Raw genomic sequence first — 17,994 nt, forward strand, 5'->3', positions numbered from 1 at the left:
CCCGGCGTCGCCGCTGGACGCGTCTTCGGGCCGGGTTGCTCCGGTGAACGGTGCTTCGAGCCCCGCGGATCGGGTGAAGGGGGCGTCGAGCCCGGTGTCCCCGGCCAAGGCTTCTCCCGGTCCGACAGCTCCGGTGAGCGAGTTTCCCAGCACGCCGGTTCCGGGGAACGGGTCTTCCGGCCTGGCGTCGCCGCTGGGCGTGCCTCCCGGGGCGGTTGCTCCGGTGAGCGGGGCGCAGCCCGGAGCTTCGCGTTCCGCCGAAGCGGAGCCGCCCTCGCGGAGCCGTTGGTTCTCGCGGTTCCGCCGGCCCGGGGGGCGGGCGGAGAAGGACCCCCGTACAGCCACCGGCAGCCGTGCGGTCCCCGATCCCGACTTCGAGCCGTACGACTTCCTGCCGGCCTCCGACTCCTACGGTTCCCTCTGGCACGACGACTGGCACGACGACGTCTCGCGCGAGGCCCGCTGGGCGGCGCTGAAGCAGGCGTCCACCCCCGTCGACCGGGTCGACCCCCCGGACTGACGCCCGACCGGCGCCCGGCCGGCGGCCGGCTGACCCCGGTCCCGGGTCAGTCGCGGGCGCCCAGGAACCTCTGCAGCTCGTCCGGCAGCAGCGTGTCGCAGGACTTCTTCGCCGTGTTGGTGAGGGAGTCGTTCACACACGTGTAGTAGTCGCGGTACACGAGCTGGGCCGTGAACGTCGCCGCGACCATGGCGAGCGCCAGGGACGCCGTGACGAGACCGCTGATCGCCGCGGTTTTCTGCGGCTTCGAGTCCCGGCCGGACGGCGCCGGGGTGTCCGGGTCCGCCGGGCGCGGCTTGGCGCGCAGGGCGCTGATCGACCAGTAGAGGGCCAGCGCGCCGAGCAGCAACGCCACGTAAGGCCAGCTGAAAAGGGCGAAGAAGAACGCCCACATGCCCGACAGCAGCGCGTACCGCGCACGCCGCTGCGCGGGGTCGGTCGGGTCCCAGCGCATCCCCGCGCCCGGCCCGCCGGAGCCCTCCGGACCGCCCTGGCCGCCGCCGGGGCCGCCCGAGTTGCCGGAGCCCGGCCTGTCACCGAACCGGCCGCCCTGCGCGCGCCCCGGCTGCCGGTCGCTCCACTGGCTGCCCCAAGGGGAGCTGCCGTCGTCCTGGCCGCCCCTGCCGTCCTGACCCTGGCCGCCCACGGGCCGCCGCGGCTGCCACGGCCGGTCGGGGGTGCCCTCCGGCGGCGGGGCGAAGGGGTTGTCGTCCGAGGGGTTCCCCGGCGCGCCGGAGCCCTGCCCGCTCTCGGGCACGTCGTCGCTCTCCCGCGGCGGAGTGGGAGAGGAGTGCCGCTCGCGCAGCAGGAGCGGAGGGCGTCGGAGACTTCGGTCCGGCATCAGGTGTGCGTCTTCCCCTTGGTGGTGTCGGGCGGTGGTGATCGGCGCCGGTGACCGGCGGGCAGCTGTCCACAGGGCCGGCCACGCCTCCGGGGCTCACTTCCCGGACATTCGTGCCTGTACCTGTCCCCGGTCAACGTCCCGTGCGCACAAGGCGTTCCCCTGCGCGGACCGTCTTCCCGGGGTGGTTCCTCCCCAGACGCTACCTTCCGGCCACGCCCCCGTCCCGTGGGGGCCGCCCGGTGTGCCGGTATCGTTGCTGCCGGTCGGCCGCTTCGTAGGCTTCCCCGTATCCGGGGGCGCGAAGCATTCGTACGACCATACAAAGGCACTCCCCGAGAAAGGGCCCCGCCGTGGCCAAGGCCAAGCGCCTCGTCGTGCTGGTCTCCGGATCAGGTACGAATCTGCAGGCCCTCCTCGACGCGATCGCGGCACAGGGAGCGGCCGGCTACGGAGCCGAGATCGTCGCGGTCGGCGCGGACCGCGAGAACATCGCGGGGCTCGACCGCGCCGAGCGTGCCGGGCTGCCGACCTTCGTCCACCGGGTGAAGGACTACGGGACCCGTGAGGAGTGGGACGCGGCACTGGCCGGGGCCACCGCCGCGTACGCGCCGGATCTCGTCGTCTCGGCCGGGTTCATGAAGATCGTGGGCAAGGAGTTCCTGGCCCGCTTCGGCGGCCGGTGCGTGAACACCCACCCCGCCCTGCTGCCCAGCTTCCCGGGGGCGCACGGCGTCCGTGACGCGCTCGCCTACGGCGCGAAGGTCACCGGGTGCACCGTCCACTTCGTCGACGACGGCGTCGACACCGGCCCGATCATCGCCCAGGGCGTGGTCGAGGTCCGGAACGAGGACTACGAGGACGACGGATCCGCTCTCCATGAGCGCATCAAGGAAGTCGAGCGAAGGCTGCTCGTCGATGTCGTGGGGCGGCTCGCCCGCAACGGCTATCGCATCGAGGGACGAAAGGTAGTTATCCAGTGACCGCCGAGAGCACAGGCAGCGCAGGCAGCGCCGGCAGCACAGACACGGCCGAGAGCAGCAAGCGGGTCATCCGGCGCGCGCTCGTCAGCGTCTACGACAAGACCGGACTCGAAGAGCTCGCCCGCGGCCTGCACGCGGCAGGCGTGGAGCTGGTCTCGACCGGCTCCACCGCCGCGAGGATCGCCGCCGCCGGGGTGCCCGTCACCAAGGTCGAGGAGCTCACGGGCTTCCCCGAGTGTCTGGACGGCCGGGTCAAGACGCTGCACCCGCGCGTGCACGCGGGCATCCTCGCCGACCTGCGCCTTGAGTCCCACCGGGAGCAGCTCGGCGAACTGGGCGTCGAGCCGTTCCAGCTGGTCGTCGTGAACCTCTACCCGTTCCGGGAGACCGTCGCCTCGGGCGCCACCCCCGACGAGTGCGTCGAGCAGATCGACATCGGCGGCCCCTCGATGGTCCGCGCCGCCGCCAAGAACCACCCGTCCGTCTCCGTGGTCACCAGCCCCGAGCGGTACGCCGACGTGCTGGCCGCGGTCCGCGACGGCGGCTTCGACCTGCACGCCCGCAAGCGGCTCGCCGCCGAGGCCTTCCAGCACACCGCCGCGTACGACGTCACCGTCGCCTCCTGGTTCGCGAGCGAGTACGCGCCGGCCGACGACTCGGGCTTCCCCGAGTTCGTCGGCTCGACCTTCGAGAAGCGCAACACCCTGCGCTACGGGGAGAACCCGCACCAGGGCGCCGCGCTGTACGTCGACGGGACGGGCGGTCTGGCCGACGCCGAGCAGCTGCACGGCAAGGAGATGTCCTTCAACAACTACACGGACACGGACGCCGCGCGCCGTGCCGCGTACGACCACGACGACCCGTGCGTCGCGATCATCAAGCACGCCAACCCGTGCGGCATCGCGATCGGCGCGAACGTCGCCGAGGCGCACCGCAAGGCGCACGCCTGCGACCCGCTCTCCGCGTTCGGTGGCGTCATCGCCGTCAACCGCCCGGTCTCCAAGGAGATGGCGGAGCAGGTCGCGGAGATCTTCACCGAGGTCATCGTCGCGCCCGAGTACGAGGACGGCGCGCTGGAGGCCCTCGCCAAGAAGAAGAACATCCGCGTACTGCGCGCCCACCAGGGTCCGTCCGCGCAGGTCGAGGTCAAGCAGATCGACGGCGGCCGGCTCCTGCAGGTCACCGACCGCCTCCAGGCCGACGGCGACGACCCGTCCTCCTGGACCCTGGCGACCGGCGACGCCCTCTCCCAGGGTGAGCTGGACGAGCTGGCCTTCGCCTGGCGCGCCTGCCGGGCCGTGAAGTCCAACGCGATCCTGCTCGCCAAGGACGGCGCCTCCGTCGGCGTCGGCATGGGCCAGGTCAACCGTGTCGACTCCGCGAAGCTCGCGGTCGAGCGTGCGGGCGCCGAGCGGGCCCGTGGCTCCTTCGCGGCCTCGGACGCCTTCTTCCCGTTCCCCGACGGCCTGGAGATCCTGACCGCGGCCGGCGTCAAGGCAGTGGTCCAGCCCGGCGGTTCGGTCCGTGACGAACTGGTCGTCGAGGCGGCCAAGAAGGCCGGCGTCACCATGTACTTCACGGGGACGCGCCACTTCTTCCACTAGGGCATCAGGGCATCAGGGCCTGTCCGGCGGTCGTCGGTGCTCCGCTCGGTGATCGCCCGGTACGCGCCAGGGCCGTGCTCCCCTCCTCGTGAGGCGGAGCACGGCCCTTGGCGTGTGAACGGCGCGTGTACGGCGCGGATGAACCGTTTCTCCAGGTCAGTAGCGCGGGCGCTTGAACCAGGCGGAGGCGGCGCCGTTCACCATCGAGGCGAGGATGATGCCGGCGATGGCGAGGGAGATGATCCCGCCGAAGGTGACGGAACCGCCGCCGCCCTGCACGGTGTTGCTGAGACCGCCGAGGATCATCAGCGACGCGTACACGATCGTCGTGACGCGGATGCCCGTGCCGCCGTTCTTGAACTTCACTCCCAGGAAGATCGACAGGGCGCCGACGCCGACCAGGAGCGCCGCGAACACGAAACCGAGGCCCGCGAGGGTGTCGGTGTCGTCACCGCTGCCGAAGCCGTTCGACGCGTCCTGCGCGGCGCCGACGGCTATGCCGGCGATGATCCCGAACAGGATCTGCAGGCCCGCCAGGATGAACAGCAGGACGCGCGCGGTCTTCATCAGACCCGGCATCTCCATCGGTATGTGGTTCCCGCCCGGGTAACCGGGATACGCCGGCTGCTGCGGGTAGCCGTAGCCGTAACCGGGCTGCTGGGGCGGGGCGCCCTGCGGGTAGCCGTAACCGGGCTGGCCCTGGGGAGGCTGGGGCGGATAACCGGGCTGGCCCTGCGGCTGCTGCGGCGGATATCCGGGCTGCTGGCCCTGGGGAGGCGGGCCGTAGGGGTTGTTCGGATCGCCGAAACTCATGGCGTCTTTCCTCCGTCGTTGCGTCAAGTGCGGGGACGACGCGGCACATTTCGGAGGAAAGTTCTACAGATGCGGTTCGTCCCCCCGGTACTGTCCGCGGCACTGTGTCGTTCATCGTCCTTAACGCGTCACTTATTTGTCCAGCCGGATACCGGCTGCGTTGTGCAAGTGCAACCTCGTCGATCATGGGGCGAAGCGGGACAGGTGAGGGGTGGGGCGGGGCTTCGGAGGAGGCCGGGGGCCGTGGGCGGGGGGCCGGATTGGAACCGGGGCCCGGTCATCCGCGAGGATGGGCACATGACCGCCCAGATTCTCGATGGCAAGGCCACCGCAGCCGCGATCAAGTCCGATCTGACCGTCCGCGTGGCGGCCCTGAAGGAGAGGGGCATCACGCCCGGACTCGGGACCGTCCTGGTCGGTGAGGACCCCGGCAGCCAGAAGTACGTCGCGGGCAAGCACCGCGACTGCGCGCAGGTCGGTATTGCCTCCATCCAGCGTGAACTGCCCGCGACCGCCACGCAGGAGGAGATCGAGGCGGTCGTCCGCGAGCTCAACGAGGACCCGGCCTGCACCGGGTACATCGTCCAGCTGCCGCTTCCCAAGGGCATCGACGAGAACCGCATCCTCGAACTGATGGACCCGGACAAGGACGCGGACGGGCTCCATCCGATGAACCTCGGCCGCCTCGTCCTGAACGAGCCGGCCCCACTGCCCTGCACCCCGAACGGCGTCCTGACCCTGCTCCGGCAGTACGGAGTGGAGATCAAGGGCGCCGAGGTCGTGGTCGTCGGCCGCGGTGTGACCATCGGCCGGTCGATGCCGCTGCTGCTCACGCGGCGCTCGGAGAACGCGACGGTCACGCAGTGCCACACCGGTACGCGTGATCTGGCCGCGCATCTGCGCCAGGCCGACATCATCGTGGCCGCGGCGGGGTCCGCGCACCTGATCCGCCCCGAGGACGTGAAGCCGGGGGCGGCCGTCCTCGACGTCGGCGTCTCCCGCAACGCCGAGGGCAAGATCGTCGGCGACGTGCACCCCGGGGTGGCCGAGGTCGCCGCGTGGATCTCGCCGAACCCGGGCGGCGTGGGCCCGATGACCCGCGCCCAGCTCCTCGTCAACGTGGTCGAGGCGGCGGAACGCAGTGCCGGCTGACCGCGAGCGGGCGATCCCGACGGAGGACGCGGTGACCTCGACGCACGACGGGGCGCGGCGGACGGGCGACGCCCCGGCCTCGGCGACCACGCCGGCCCCGGATTCGGCCCCGGCCCCGGCTCCGGCTGGGGCCCCGGATTCGGCCGAGACGCCGGCCCCGGCTGCGGATTCGGCCGAGACGTCGACCGCGGCCCCGGCCGAGAAGTCGGCTTCGGGTGCCGGTCCGGCTTCGGCCGCGGCCCCGGGTCCGGCCGAGGACGGAGGTCCGGCTCGGCAGGGTGCCGTTCAGACGGCCTCCGGTCCGGCCCCGGGGCCGGCGTCCGGCCCGGATTCGGATCCGGACCCGGGCTCAGTCACCGTCCCGGCCGCCGGTCCGGATGCGGACTCAGTCACGGCTGCGGGATCGGTCACGGCTGCGGGATCGGTCTCGGGGGCGACTGCGGTGTCGGAACCCGTATCGGACGTGGGGGCAGTTGCCGATCACGACGACGAGCTGACCGTTCGTGATGCCGTCAGCGCGCCCGGACCCGACGGCGAGCCCCGGCGTGTCACGCGGCGGTTCCCGTTGTTCACCCGGGACACCGCGCGGCCCGAGGGCGGCGGCAGGGCGGCCCCCCGCGACGCACCCGCGCCCGCACGGCAGTGGCCGATCCTCGCGGTCACCGGCCTGGTCGGACTCGGACTCCTGCTCACCGCGCTCGACGCGTTCAAGGCGGGAACCCTGCTGATCGGCATCGCGCTGCTCGCGGGCGCCGCCATGCGCTGGGTGCTGCCCGACGTGGGCATGCTCGCCGTCCGCTCCCGGTTCACGGACCTCGTCACGTACGGCGTCCTGGGGGCGACCATCGCCCTGCTCGCGATGATGGCGCAGCCGAATCCCTGGCTGGAGCTTCCGTTCCTGGACGATACGTTGCACTTCACGATCAGGACGTAATCGGGTGCGCTCCGCCTGGTGCCGTCGGGGTTGAGCGTCGTGGGGATCTGTCGGTCCGTCGTGGCTGGCCGCGCAGTTCCCCGCGCCCCTTCGGGGCGTTTGAAGCGGCGGCGCCCGTCCGCTCCCCCGAAGCGCGGAGGGGCGCCGCCTGGAACAAGGGTCATGGACGTGCCAATGGCCGTTCAATAGCTGTCAGTCGCCTGTGGCAGGGCGGTGACGGTTCCGGCACCTCCCGCGCGCGGGGCGCGCAAAACGTGTCCCCGCCGGTACCGGTCGCCCCGGACGCCGTACGCGCCACCGCTTCCGTCGATAGCCTGGCGGACCGACCGCGGCCGTCGCCTCATCGTGACGGCGGCGAGCGGTCGACGATCCGATCTGCCCCTGGTGTGCGTGTGATCCCCCTGAAGCCGCGAGTGACGCACGAGGTCGTGCATGTGTTCCCTGCATGTCGATATGTTGACAAGTTCGGGGATGGGCCCCGTCGGCCCGGCCGACTCGTCGGCCGGGGGGCAAGTCGGTGGGACACTGGACCGCAGACCAGGGGGCATGCGACGGTGCATGCCCACAGGCCCGAATGCTCCCGTGCGCCCCCATCCCGGGAACTGAGATCCTGACCGAACGCATCCCTGTGAGTAGCCGGAACGGGGACTCGGCAAGGGCTTCACATGCGGGAAAAGACCAGCACGTACGGGGGGAAGAGGGGGGTACCAATGCCTCGTTGGAGGCCCTTGCCGGATGAACTCGATCCGCAGGTAAGGGAGTTCGCCAGCCAGTTGCGCCGACTGGTCGACCGCGGTGGGCTGAGTATCGCCGCCGTGGCCGACCGCACGGGATACAGCAAGACGTCCTGGGAGCGGTATCTGAACGGCCGCCTGCTCGCGCCCAAGGGCGCGATCGTGGCGTTGGCCGAGGTGACCGGGACCAATCCCGTCCACCTGACGACGATGTGGGAGCTCGCCGAGCGTGCCTGGAGCCGTTCGGAGATGCGCCACGACATGACGATGGAGGCGATCCGGATCTCCCAGGCGCGCGCCGCGCTGGGGGAGTTCGGGCCGACTCCGGCCAAGGGGGGAAAGAGCGGGAAGCAGGCGCGCGCGGGGGGAAGCGCGACCGCGCCCAAGCCGGGTATCGCGGGCCCGGCCGGGGTGTCACCCACCGTGCCCCCGCAGAGCCCTGCGCAGAACCCGTCGCAGGGGGACGAGCGCAGGCCTGCGTACGGGGCCGGCGCAGGTGCCGGCAGCGGCGGCGAGGGTGCCGGCGCGAGGACCGGTGCGGAGGCGCGAGGTGGCGGTTGGGGAGTCGTCGCCTCGCCCCCGGGATCGTCCGGAGTCTCCGGACCGAGGGGTGCCGGTGGGCCCGGTGGTATCGGCGCGTCCGGTGCCTCCGGCTTCGGTCCGCTGGGAGCGTACGGGCCGTCCGGTTCGGCCGGTCCCGCTGGACCCGGCGGTCCGGGCGGGGGTACGCCGCAGGACGCGCGGCCGAGAACCGGGGGTTCGCCCGACGGGCAGCGGCGCAAGCGGCGGCTCACCATGTTCCTCGCCGGAGTCGCGGGCGCGCTCGTGCTGGTGGCCGCGGCCGTGTACGTCACGAGCTCCGGCGGTGACGGGGACAAGAACGAGGCCAAGCCGAGCCCGAGTCCGACGGTGAGCAAGGAACTGCCGGCCGGTGTCGAGTGCAGCGGCACGGACTGCGCGGGCAAGGACCCGGAGAACATGGGCTGCGGCGGGACGCTGGCGCAGACCGTGGAGAAGGCCGTTGTCGGCACCGCCCAGGTCGAGGTCCGGTACAGCGAGACGTGCGGCGCCGCGTGGGCCCGTATCACCGCGGCCGGAGCGGGGGACACGGTCCGGATATCGGCCGGTTCGGCTGCCGCGCAGACCGCCGAGGTCGAGACGGACACCGACGCGTACACCCCGATGGTCGCGGTGAAGAGCGCCACCGGGGCGAAGGCCTGCGCGACGCTCGCGTCGGGCGTGGAGGGCTGCACGAAGTAGGCGCTCGCGTCACCGCCTGCGACCCCGACGGGCGCCCGACTCCCTTGAGCCGGGCGCCCGTTGCCGTGGGGGAGGAATGGCCGACGCCCTTCGGGGAAGGCGGACGGTACCCCCACGGGAGTCCGGCGCTCTTTCGGCAGGATGGCAGCCCAGCGCTGCGAACCGGCACCCCCACCTGGCGGCCGTTGACCCACTCTCCCGGCTCAACGGCCGCCACCCCCACCGGTCAGGGGCACGGGGAACGGCGCGGTCTTTCAACTCTTGGGGGCGCGGGGAACGGCGCAGTCTTGCCGCTTTTCAGGGGCGCGGGGAACGGCGCAATCTTTTCGCCCCTCAGGGGCGCGGGGAACTGCGCGACCAGCCCCCACCGCCCCGCACCCGAAAACGCACCCATCCCACAACGCACCCCGAACGGCCAAGCCAACCGCCGGGCACGGCCCTGTGGGGCGCCCCACAGGGCCCCGGCCGTCCGGGATCCCGGATGCGCGATAGCCTGACCGCTGGATCTCTCTTGACGCCGAGAGATCGATCATCGGCACCGGTGATCGATCATCGCGCCGCCAGGGCCGGGATCCCGCACCCCGGGGCAGGGACGCCCCACCGTCAGCTGCCATACGGAGAACGCCATGACCCGCACTCCCGTGAACGTCACCGTCACCGGCGCGGCCGGCCAGATCGGTTACGCCCTGCTCTTCCGCATCGCCTCCGGCCAGCTGCTCGGCGCGGACGTGCCGGTCAAGCTGCGTCTGCTGGAGATCACGCCGGCGCTGAAGGCCGCCGAGGGCACCGCCATGGAGCTCGACGACTGCGCCTTCCCGCTCCTTCAGGGCATCGACATCACCGACGACCCGAACGTCGCCTTCGACGGCACGAACGTCGGTCTGCTCGTCGGCGCCCGCCCCCGCACCAAGGGCATGGAGCGCGGTGACCTCCTGGAGGCCAACGGCGGCATCTTCAAGCCCCAGGGCAAGGCCATCAACGACAACGCCGCGGACGACGTCAAGATCCTCGTCGTCGGCAACCCGGCCAACACCAACGCCCTCATCGCCCAGGCCGCCGCCCCGGACGTACCGGCGGAGCGCTTCACCGCGATGACCCGCCTGGACCACAACCGCGCGCTCACGCAGCTCGCGAAGAAGACCGGCTCCACGGTCGCGGACATCCAGCGCCTGACCATCTGGGGCAACCACTCCGCCACCCAGTACCCCGACATCTTCCACGCCACGATCGCCGGCAAGAACGCCGCCGAGACCGTGAACGACGAGAAGTGGCTGGCCGACGAGTTCATCCCGACCGTCGCCAAGCGTGGCGCGGCCATCATCGAGGCCCGTGGCGCCTCCTCCGCCGCCTCGGCCGCGAACGCCGCCATCGACCACGTGTACACCTGGGTCAACGGCACGGCGGACGGCGACTGGACCTCGATGGGCATCCCGTCCGACGGTTCGTACGGTGTCGCGGAGGGCCTCATCTCCTCCTTCCCCGTCACCACGAAGGACGGCTCGTACGAGATCGTCCAGGGCCTCGACATCAACGAGTTCTCCCGCGCCCGCATCGACGCGTCGGTGCAGGAGCTCGCGGAGGAGCGCGAGGCGGTCCGCGCCCTCGGCCTCATCTAGGCACTGGCTCTTCCAAGCACTGCTTGTCCTGTCACTGATCCCCGGGTGCCCGCCCGGGGATCAGTGCGTTCCGGGCGGCCCCGTCCCCGCGGGCGTGAGCGGCTTCTCGAACCAGTACCCGGCGTGCGGATTGTCGTCGTACGCCGGGATCTCGGTGTACCCGCCGCTCCGGTACATCGCCGCCGCCTCCTTGAGGACCTTGTGCGTGTCCAGGCGTACGACGCGATGGCCGCGCTCGGCCGCCACCCGCTCCAGCCCGGTCAGCAGCCGCCGTCCCAGGCCCAGCCCGCGCGCGTCCCGGTGCACCCACAGATGCCGGATCTCGGCCGTCTCCGCGTCGGGCGCGCACAGCGCCCCGCAGCCGACGGCACGCTCCTCCTCGTACGCGACGAGGAGCGCGGCGATCCGCTCAGGGGGTACGAGGTCGGTGGCGGCGTACCCCTCGGGGAAGCGTTCGTCGAGTTCGGCGGCGTAACCGGCGAGGCAGGCGCGTGCGTCGGGCGAGGCCGCTCCGACGGGCCGTACCGTGATCGCGGCCAGTCGCAGCAGCCGCTCGGTGACCGCGACCGCCTCGGTCAGCTGCCCCCGCTGGGTCTCGGTCAGTCCGCGCAGCAGTCCCTCGGCGAGGTCGTCGGCGCGGCGGTTCTGTTCCGCCAGTTCGGCCCGCCCGGCCGGGGTCGGTTCGGCGAGGCGCAGTCTGCTGTCCGCGGGGTGCACGGTGACCCGTACGAGCCCCTGTTTCTCTAGCGCGCGCACCATCCGGCTCAGGTATCCGGCGTCGAGACCGAGCCGGGTCCGCAGCTCTCGCAGGGACGCGCCGGTTCCGATCTCGTACAGCAGCCGGGCCTCGCCGAGGGGCCGGTCCTGCCCGAGGTAGTGGTCGTCGAGCACACCGATCCGGCGCGTGAAGTAGCGGTTGAACCTACGCAGGGTCGTCACGTGCACCCCAGAGACACCCGAGACCCCAGACGCCCCTGACACCCCTGGCTCTGGGACTGGCGCTGATACCGGCTCCATAATCTTTGACTTTAGTCAAGGATTCGCCGGGGTGTCCATGTTTCGGGCGGCTTGTCAGTGACGCCGCGCACTTCGGCGGCGGGGTGTGCATGACATCCGGGCCGAGGGGCAGGTGCTCCCGGCCCCGAGAGTGACGGGCACGGAACAGGAACGGAAGGCAGCACCGGATCATGTCGGGACACCAGGCGCAGCAGACGATTCATGTGGACGGCGAGTGGCGTGCCGCCGCCTCGGGAGCCGTACGGGACATCCTCGACCCGGCGGACGCGAAGCCGTTCGCCCAGGTTGCCGAGGGCGGGGTGTCCGACACGGACGCCGCCGTCGAGGCCGCCCGGCGCGCCTTCGACCACGGGGAGTGGCCCCGCACACCCGTCACCGAGCGGGCCGCCCTCCTGCGCCGCGTCGCCGATCTCCTGGTCCGCGACCGCGAGACGCTCGGGCTCCTGGAGAGCCGGGACGCGGGCAAGACCCTGGAGGAGGGGCGGGTCGACATCGACTGCGTCGCCGACGCCTTCCGGTACTTCGCCGATCTCGTCGTCGGCGAGGGCGGCGGCCGGGTCGTCGACGCCGGCTCGGACGACATCCACAGCGTCGTCGTGCACGAGCCCGTCGGCGTCTGCGCGATGATCACGCCCTGGAACTACCCGCTGCTGCAGGCCAGCTGGAAGGTGGCTCCCGCCCTCGCCGCGGGGAACACCTTCGTCCTCAAGCCCAGCGAGATCACCCCGCTGACCACCGTCGCCCTGATCGAGCTGCTGGTCGAGGCCGGGCTCCCCGCCGGAGTGGCCAACCTCGTCACCGGCCCCGGGCACAGCGTCGGCGCCCGCCTCGCCGAGCACCCCGGCGTCGACCTCGTCTCCTTCACCGGCGGGCTCGCCAGCGGTACGAAGGTCGCGCAGGCCGCCGCCCTCACGGTGAAGAAGGTCGCCCTCGAACTGGGCGGCAAGAACCCCAACGTCGTCTTCGCCGACTCCTGCGCCACCGAGGAGGGCTTCGACACCGCCGTCGACCAGGCCCTGAACGCCGCGTTCATCCACAGCGGCCAGGTCTGCTCGGCGGGCTCCCGGCTGATCATCGAGGAGTCGGTCCGCGACCGCTTCGTCGCCGAACTGGTCCGGCGCGCCGAACTCATCCGGCTCGGCCGCGGCACCGAGGAGGGCGTCGAGTGCGGCCCGCTGGTCTCCGCCGAACAGCGCGAGAAGACCGAGGGGTACGTGGCCGCCGCCCTGGCGGAGGGCGCGGTGCTGCGGACCGGCGGCGCCCGCCCCGACCCGTCCGACCGGCTCCCCGCGACCGGCTACTTCTACGAGCCGACCGTCCTCGACCAGTGCCACCGCGAGATGCGCGTCGTACGGGAAGAGGTCTTCGGGCCCGTCCTGACGGTCGAGACCTTCCGTACGGAGGACGAGGCCGTGGCGCTCGCCAACGACACGGAGTACGGACTCGCGGGAGGCGTCTGGACCGCCGACGCGGGGCGCGCCCGGCGCGTGGCGGGACGGCTGCGGCACGGCACCGTCTGGATCAACGACTTCCACCCCTACCTTCCGCAGGCGGAGTGGGGCGGCTTCGGCAAGAGCGGCGTCGGCCGCGAGCTGGGCCCGGCGGGTCTCGCCGAGTACCGCGAGACGAAGCACGTCTACCAGAACCTCGCGCCGAAGCCGGTCCGCTGGTTCGCGGGCTGACGCCCGGCACCCCGTCACCGTCAACTCCCACACCGCACAAGGCACGTTGGAGCGCATCGCCATGCCCGAAAACAAGCACGAGCACACGTACGACCACACGTACGACTACGTCGTCATCGGCGGCGGCACCGCGGGGTCCGTCATCGCCTCCCGGCTCACCGAGAACCCCGAGGTCACCGTCGCCGTCATCGAGGGCGGCCCCAGTGACGTGGACCGGGACGACGTCCTGACCCTGCGCCGCTGGATGGGCCTGCTGGGCGGGGAGCTGGACTACGACTACCCGACGACCGAGCAGCCGCGCGGCAACTCGCACATCCGGCACAGCCGCGCCCGGGTCCTCGGCGGCTGCTCCTCGCACAACACCCTCATCGCGTTCAAGCCGCTGCCGTCCGACTGGGACGAGTGGGAGGCGGCGGGCGCCGAGGGCTGGGGTTCGGTCCCCATGGAGGCGTACTTCCCGCGCCTGCGCAACAACATCGTCCCGGTCGACGAGAAGGACCGGAACGCCATCGCCCGCGACTTCGTGGACGCGGCGCAGTCGACGCTCGGCGTGCCGCGCGTGGAGGGCTTCAACAAGAAGCCGTTCACGGACGGCGTCGGCTTCTTCGACCTGGCGTACCACCCGGAGACCAACAAGCGCTCCAGCGCGTCCGTCGCCTATCTGCACCCCGTCATGGACGAGCGGCCCAACCTCCACCTGTACCTGGAGACCTGGGCGAACAAACTGGAGCTGGACGGCACCCGGGCCCGCGGGGTCCATGTGACGACGAAGGACGGCGGTGAACTCCTCGTACGGGCCCGCCGCGAGGTCCTGCTGTGCGCCGGCGCCGTCGACTCGCCCCGGCTGCTGCTGCACTCCGGTGTCGGACCGCGCGAGGACCTGGAGCGGCTCGGCATACCCGTCGCCCACGACCTGCCAGGGGTCGGCGAGAACCTGCTCGACCACCCCGAGTCGGTCATCGTCTGGGAGACGGACGGGCCGATCCCCGAGAACTCCGCGATGGACTCCGACGCGGGTCTGTTCGTACGGCGGGACCCCGAACGGGCGGGCCCCGACCTGATGTTCCACTTCTACCAGATCCCGTTCACGGACAATCCGGAGCGCCTCGGCTACGAACGCCCCGAGCACGGCGTCTCGATGACCCCGAACATCCCCAAGCCGCGCAGCCGCGGCCGGCTCTATCTGACCAGCGCCGATCCGGCCGAGAAGCCCGCCCTCGACTTCCGCTATTTCACGGACGAGGACGACTACGACGGCCGCACCCTCGTCGACGGCATCCGGATCGCCCGCGAGATCGCGAAGACCGAGCCGCTCGCGCACTGGCTCACGCGCGAGGTGTGCCCCGGGCCCGACGTCACCGGCGACGAGGAACTGGGCGAGTACGCGCGCAAGGTCGCCCACACCGTGTACCACCCGGCGGGCACCTGCCGGATGGGCGCGGTCGACGACCGGCTCGCCGTCGTGGACCCCGAGTTGCGGATCCGCGGCCTCGACGGCATCAGGATCGCCGACGCGTCCGTCTTTCCGACCATGCCCGCCGTGAACCCGATGATCGGGGTCCTCATGGTCGGCGAGAAGTGCGTGGACCTGCTGGGAGGCGGTGCGTGATGAGTACGACGATCTCCGTTCAGGAGGCCGCCGCCGAGAGCACGGGCGCGGAGAACACCGAACCCGTCTTCTCCGTCGACGGCCTGTGGAAGGTCTTCGGCCCCAAGGCCGACCGGGTCCCCGCCGACCCCGAACTCGCCGCCCTCTCCGCCGCCGAACTCCGGTCCCGTACCGGCTGTACGGCCGCCGTCCGGGACGTGAGCTTCGACGTGCGCAAGGGCGAGGTCTTCGTCGTCATGGGCCTGTCCGGCTCGGGCAAGTCCACCCTCGTGCGCTGTCTGACCCGGCTCATCGAGCCGACCGCCGGCACGATCGCCATCGACGGCGAGGACGTGCGCGCGATGGACAGGGCGCGGCTGCGCGAACTGCGCCGCCACCGGGCCGCGATGGTCTTCCAGCACTTCGGCCTGCTCCCGCACCGTTCCGTGCTCGACAACGTGGCGTACGGGCTTGAGGTGCAGGGCGTGCCGAAGCGCGAGCGGCGGGCGAAGGCGCAGGAGGTCGTCGCGAAGGTCGGCCTCGAAGGCATGGAGCAGCGCCGGCCCGGTCAGCTCTCCGGCGGCCAGCAGCAGCGCGTGGGACTCGCGCGGGCGCTGGCGGTCGATCCAGAAGTTCTGCTCTTCGATGAACCGTTCAGTGCTCTCGATCCGATGATTCGACGAGACATGCAGGAGGAGGTGATCCGGTTGCACGGGGAGGAGGGCCGCACGATGGTGTTCATCACGCACGACCTGAACGAGGCGCTGCGCCTGGGCGACCGGATCGCCCTCATGCGCGACGGACGCATCGTCCAGCTGGGCACGCCCGAGGAGATCGTGGGCTCACCGGCCGACGACTATGTACGGGAGTTCGTCCGGGACGTGCCGCGCGAGCAGGTCATGACGGTCCGCGGAGCGATGCGGGCCGCGTCGGCGGAGGAGGCGGGCGAGGGTCCGGCGCTGTCGCCGGAGGCCACAATCTCGCAGGCCATCGAGGCGGTCGCCCGCTCGGGGCAGACCGCCCGCGTGGTGGACCAGGGACGCTGCCTCGGAGTCGTGGACTCGGACGCGCTGCTGGAGGTGGTGGCGGGAACGGCGGGAACGGCGGGTACGGCGGGTACGGCCACCCGGTCCACCCGGTCCGCCGGGTCAGCCGGGTCCGCCGGGGCAACGGGCCCGGTCGGGTCGGCTCGCGAAGGGGTGGCCTGATGGCCACTGGCACCGCGTCCGCTCCCCGTACGGCCCTGCCGGGCTTGCCCGGCTTCCTCGGCTTTCTCCGGCGCCCGGCCGTCGGCAAGCTAGTCCTGCTCGCCGTAGCCGCGGCCGTCCTCGTTCCGCTGGCCGACTCCCGCTGGGCGAGCGGAAGTTGGCCGGGCGCCCTGACCGTCGACCTCACCGAGCCCCTCGGCAGCGCCAGCACCTGGATCATCGACAACCGCGACAGCCACCCGCTGTTCCTCTACTTCTTCGGGCACGTCTCGAACGCGGTCGTCCTCGCCGTGCGCGCCGTCTACCTCGTCCTGCTCGCCGCGGGCTGGGCGGGCGTCACGGCCGCGGCGGCACTGGTCGCCTGGCGGGTCGCCGGGGTGCGGCTCGCGCTCGGCACGGCAGCGGCGGTTCTCACCTGCGGGCTGCTCGGTATGTGGGTGCCCACCATGCAGACCCTCGCGCTCATGGTGGTCGCGGTCCTCGCGTCCGTCGCCCTGGGTGCGCTGCTGGGCCTCGCCGCCGGACTCTCCGACCGTACGTACCGCGCACTGCGGCCCGTCCTCGACACCATGCAGGTGCTCCCGGCCTTCGCGTACCTCCTGCCGGTCGTGCTCGTCTTCGGCATCGGCGTCCCGGCCGCGGTCCTCGCCACCGTCGTGTACGCGGCCCCGCCCATGGCCCGCCTCACCGCGCTCGGGCTGCGCGGCGCGGACGCCGGGGTGATGGAGGCCGTCGAGTCCCTGGGCACCACCGCACGGCAGCGGCTGTTCACGGCCCGGCTGCCGCTCGCCCGCAAGGAACTCCTGCTCGGCCTCAACCAGACCATCATGATGGCCCTGTCGATGGCCGTCATCGCGTCCGTCATCGGCGCGGGCGGCCTCGGCGACCGCGTCTACCAGGCGCTGGCCTCGGTCGACGTGGGCGCCGCACTCGCCGCGGGCATCCCGATCGTCCTGCTCGCGGTCGTCCTGGACCGGGTGACGGGGGCGGCGGGATCAGCGGGATCGGCGGCTCCGGCAGGGGAGAAGCCGGAAGGGGCGGGCTCCCGCCGGACAGGCTGGGCCGGTCGGGCCGACCGGGCCGGTTGGCACAGCTGGGCCGGTCGGCCCGGCTGGGTCCTGGCCGCCGTCGCCGCTCTGGCCGTCGCGGTCGCCGGGCGCCTGGCCGGCCGGCTCGACTGGCCCGAGACCTGGATCGTGACCATCGCCGAGCCGGTGAACCGCGCCGTCGACTGGATGACCGACCACCTCTACTCCGGTGTCCCCTACGTGGGCGGCACCGCCGACTGGGCGGCCCACTTCACCACCGGCGTCCTGAACCCGGTGCGCGACGGACTGCAGTGGCTGCCCTGGTGGGCGGTCCTGCTGACCGTCGCCGCGCTCGCCTGGCCGATCGGCACCTGGCGCACCGCCCTGACCGCCGTCCTCGCGATGGCCGCGATCGGGGTGCTCGGCGTGTGGCAGCCGTCCCTCGACACGCTCTCGCAGGTCCTCGCCGCGGTCGCGGTCACACTGGTCCTCGGCTTCGGCACCGCTGTCGCGGCGGCCCGGAGCGAGCGCTGCGAACGCCTCCTGCGGCCCGTCCTGGACGTCTTCCAGACGATGCCGCAGTTCGTCTACCTCATACCCGTCGTGGCGCTCTTCGGCGTCGGCCGGGCCCCCGCGGTCGCCGCCGCGGTCGTCTACGCGCTGCCCGCCGTCGTCCGCATCACCACGCAGGGCCTGCGCAACGTGGACCCGGCGGCCATGGAGTCCGCACGCTCCATGGGCGCGACCGGCTGGCAGCAACTGCGCCAGGTGCAGCTGCCACTGGCCCGCCCCGCCCTGCTGCTCGCCGTGAACCAGGGCGTCGTCCTCGTCCTCGCCGTCGTCATCATCGGCGGCCTGGTAGGCGGTGGCGCGCTCGGTTACGACGTCGTGTTCGGGCTCGCCCAGGGGGACCTCGCCACAGGTCTGGTGGCCGGCGCGGCGATCGTCTGCCTCGGCCTCATGCTCGACCGGGTCACCCAACCGACGCGGGGCCGTACGAGGAAGGGAGCCTGA

Annotated in this window: 13 protein-coding genes; 10 read left to right on the forward strand and 3 right to left on the reverse strand. The window is 72.1% G+C overall.

Going from position 1 to position 17,994, the window contains the following annotated elements; translation table 11 throughout:
- Positions 1-566: 566 nt before the first annotated feature.
- A complete protein-coding gene (locus C6Y14_RS07705) occupies positions 567-1,361 on the reverse strand; it encodes a hypothetical protein (protein WP_107015730.1) in 795 nt (264 codons plus the stop codon).
- A gap of 353 nt (positions 1,362-1,714) precedes the next feature.
- Here C6Y14_RS07705 and purN point away from each other — a divergent pair, with 353 nt between their 5' ends.
- Together purN and purH are read left to right on the forward strand one after the other, a co-directional pair.
- Positions 1,715-2,344 (forward strand): phosphoribosylglycinamide formyltransferase, encoded by a 630-nt coding sequence (gene purN / locus C6Y14_RS07710; protein ID WP_107015731.1) that lies wholly within the window; start codon positions 1,715-1,717, stop codon positions 2,342-2,344.
- A complete protein-coding gene (purH, locus tag C6Y14_RS07715; RefSeq protein WP_107015732.1) occupies positions 2,341-3,948 on the forward strand; it encodes a bifunctional phosphoribosylaminoimidazolecarboxamide formyltransferase/IMP cyclohydrolase in 1,608 nt (535 codons plus the stop codon). The genes purN and purH overlap by 4 nt, the downstream gene beginning before the upstream one ends.
- Before the next feature lie 156 nt (positions 3,949-4,104).
- Here the strand turns inward: purH and C6Y14_RS07720 are convergent, their stop codons facing one another.
- Positions 4,105-4,761: a hypothetical protein gene (locus C6Y14_RS07720; RefSeq protein WP_107015733.1), complete on the reverse strand. Its 657-nt coding sequence runs from the start codon at positions 4,759-4,761 to the stop codon at positions 4,105-4,107.
- Between the two features lie 297 nt (positions 4,762-5,058).
- On the opposite strand from C6Y14_RS07720, the gene C6Y14_RS07725 reads away from it, so the two are divergent.
- The 4 genes from C6Y14_RS07725 to C6Y14_RS07745 all read left to right on the forward strand — a co-directional run bounded on the left by C6Y14_RS07725 (position 5,059) and on the right by C6Y14_RS07745 (position 10,457).
- A complete protein-coding gene (locus C6Y14_RS07725; RefSeq protein ID WP_107015734.1) occupies positions 5,059-5,913 on the forward strand; it encodes a bifunctional methylenetetrahydrofolate dehydrogenase/methenyltetrahydrofolate cyclohydrolase in 855 nt (284 codons plus the stop codon).
- A 442-nt stretch (positions 5,914-6,355) separates the two neighbouring features.
- Positions 6,356-6,847 (forward strand): DUF3017 domain-containing protein, encoded by a 492-nt coding sequence (locus tag C6Y14_RS07735; protein ID WP_199854662.1) that lies wholly within the window; start codon positions 6,356-6,358, stop codon positions 6,845-6,847.
- Between the two features lie 710 nt (positions 6,848-7,557).
- Positions 7,558-8,841, forward strand: coding sequence for a helix-turn-helix domain-containing protein (locus C6Y14_RS07740; protein WP_107015735.1), 1,284 nt, complete (start codon positions 7,558-7,560; stop codon positions 8,839-8,841).
- Between the two features lie 626 nt (positions 8,842-9,467).
- Entirely contained in the window at positions 9,468-10,457 is a 990-nt protein-coding gene (locus C6Y14_RS07745) for a malate dehydrogenase (protein WP_107015736.1), read from the forward strand.
- Between the two features lie 60 nt (positions 10,458-10,517).
- Here C6Y14_RS07745 and C6Y14_RS07750 read toward each other — a convergent pair whose 3' ends face one another.
- On the reverse strand, positions 10,518-11,396 hold the full coding sequence (locus C6Y14_RS07750; protein WP_225890949.1) for a GNAT family N-acetyltransferase: 879 nt from the start codon (positions 11,394-11,396) through the stop codon (positions 10,518-10,520).
- A 248-nt stretch (positions 11,397-11,644) separates the two neighbouring features.
- Here C6Y14_RS07750 and C6Y14_RS07755 point away from each other — a divergent pair, with 248 nt between their 5' ends.
- The 4 genes from C6Y14_RS07755 (at position 11,645) to C6Y14_RS07770 (ending at position 17,994) form a co-directional block, all read left to right on the forward strand.
- Entirely contained in the window at positions 11,645-13,156 is a 1,512-nt protein-coding gene (locus tag C6Y14_RS07755; protein WP_107015738.1) for an aldehyde dehydrogenase family protein, read from the forward strand.
- Positions 13,157-13,217: 61 nt separating this feature from the next.
- Entirely contained in the window at positions 13,218-14,765 is a 1,548-nt protein-coding gene (locus C6Y14_RS07760; RefSeq protein WP_107015739.1) for a GMC family oxidoreductase, read from the forward strand.
- Positions 14,765-15,952, forward strand: coding sequence for a quaternary amine ABC transporter ATP-binding protein (locus C6Y14_RS07765; RefSeq protein ID WP_107015740.1), 1,188 nt, complete (start codon positions 14,765-14,767; stop codon positions 15,950-15,952). Before C6Y14_RS07760 ends, C6Y14_RS07765 begins: the two co-directional genes overlap by 1 nt.
- Positions 15,952-17,994 carry an ABC transporter permease gene (locus tag C6Y14_RS07770; RefSeq protein WP_107015741.1) on the forward strand — a complete coding sequence of 681 codons (2,043 nt, stop codon included), beginning with the start codon at positions 15,952-15,954 and terminating at the stop codon, positions 17,992-17,994. The genes C6Y14_RS07765 and C6Y14_RS07770 overlap by 1 nt, the downstream gene beginning before the upstream one ends.

The sequence above is a fragment of the Streptomyces dioscori genome, from assembly GCF_003024195.1.
GTDB lineage: Bacteria > Actinomycetota > Actinomycetes > Streptomycetales > Streptomycetaceae > Streptomyces > Streptomyces dioscori.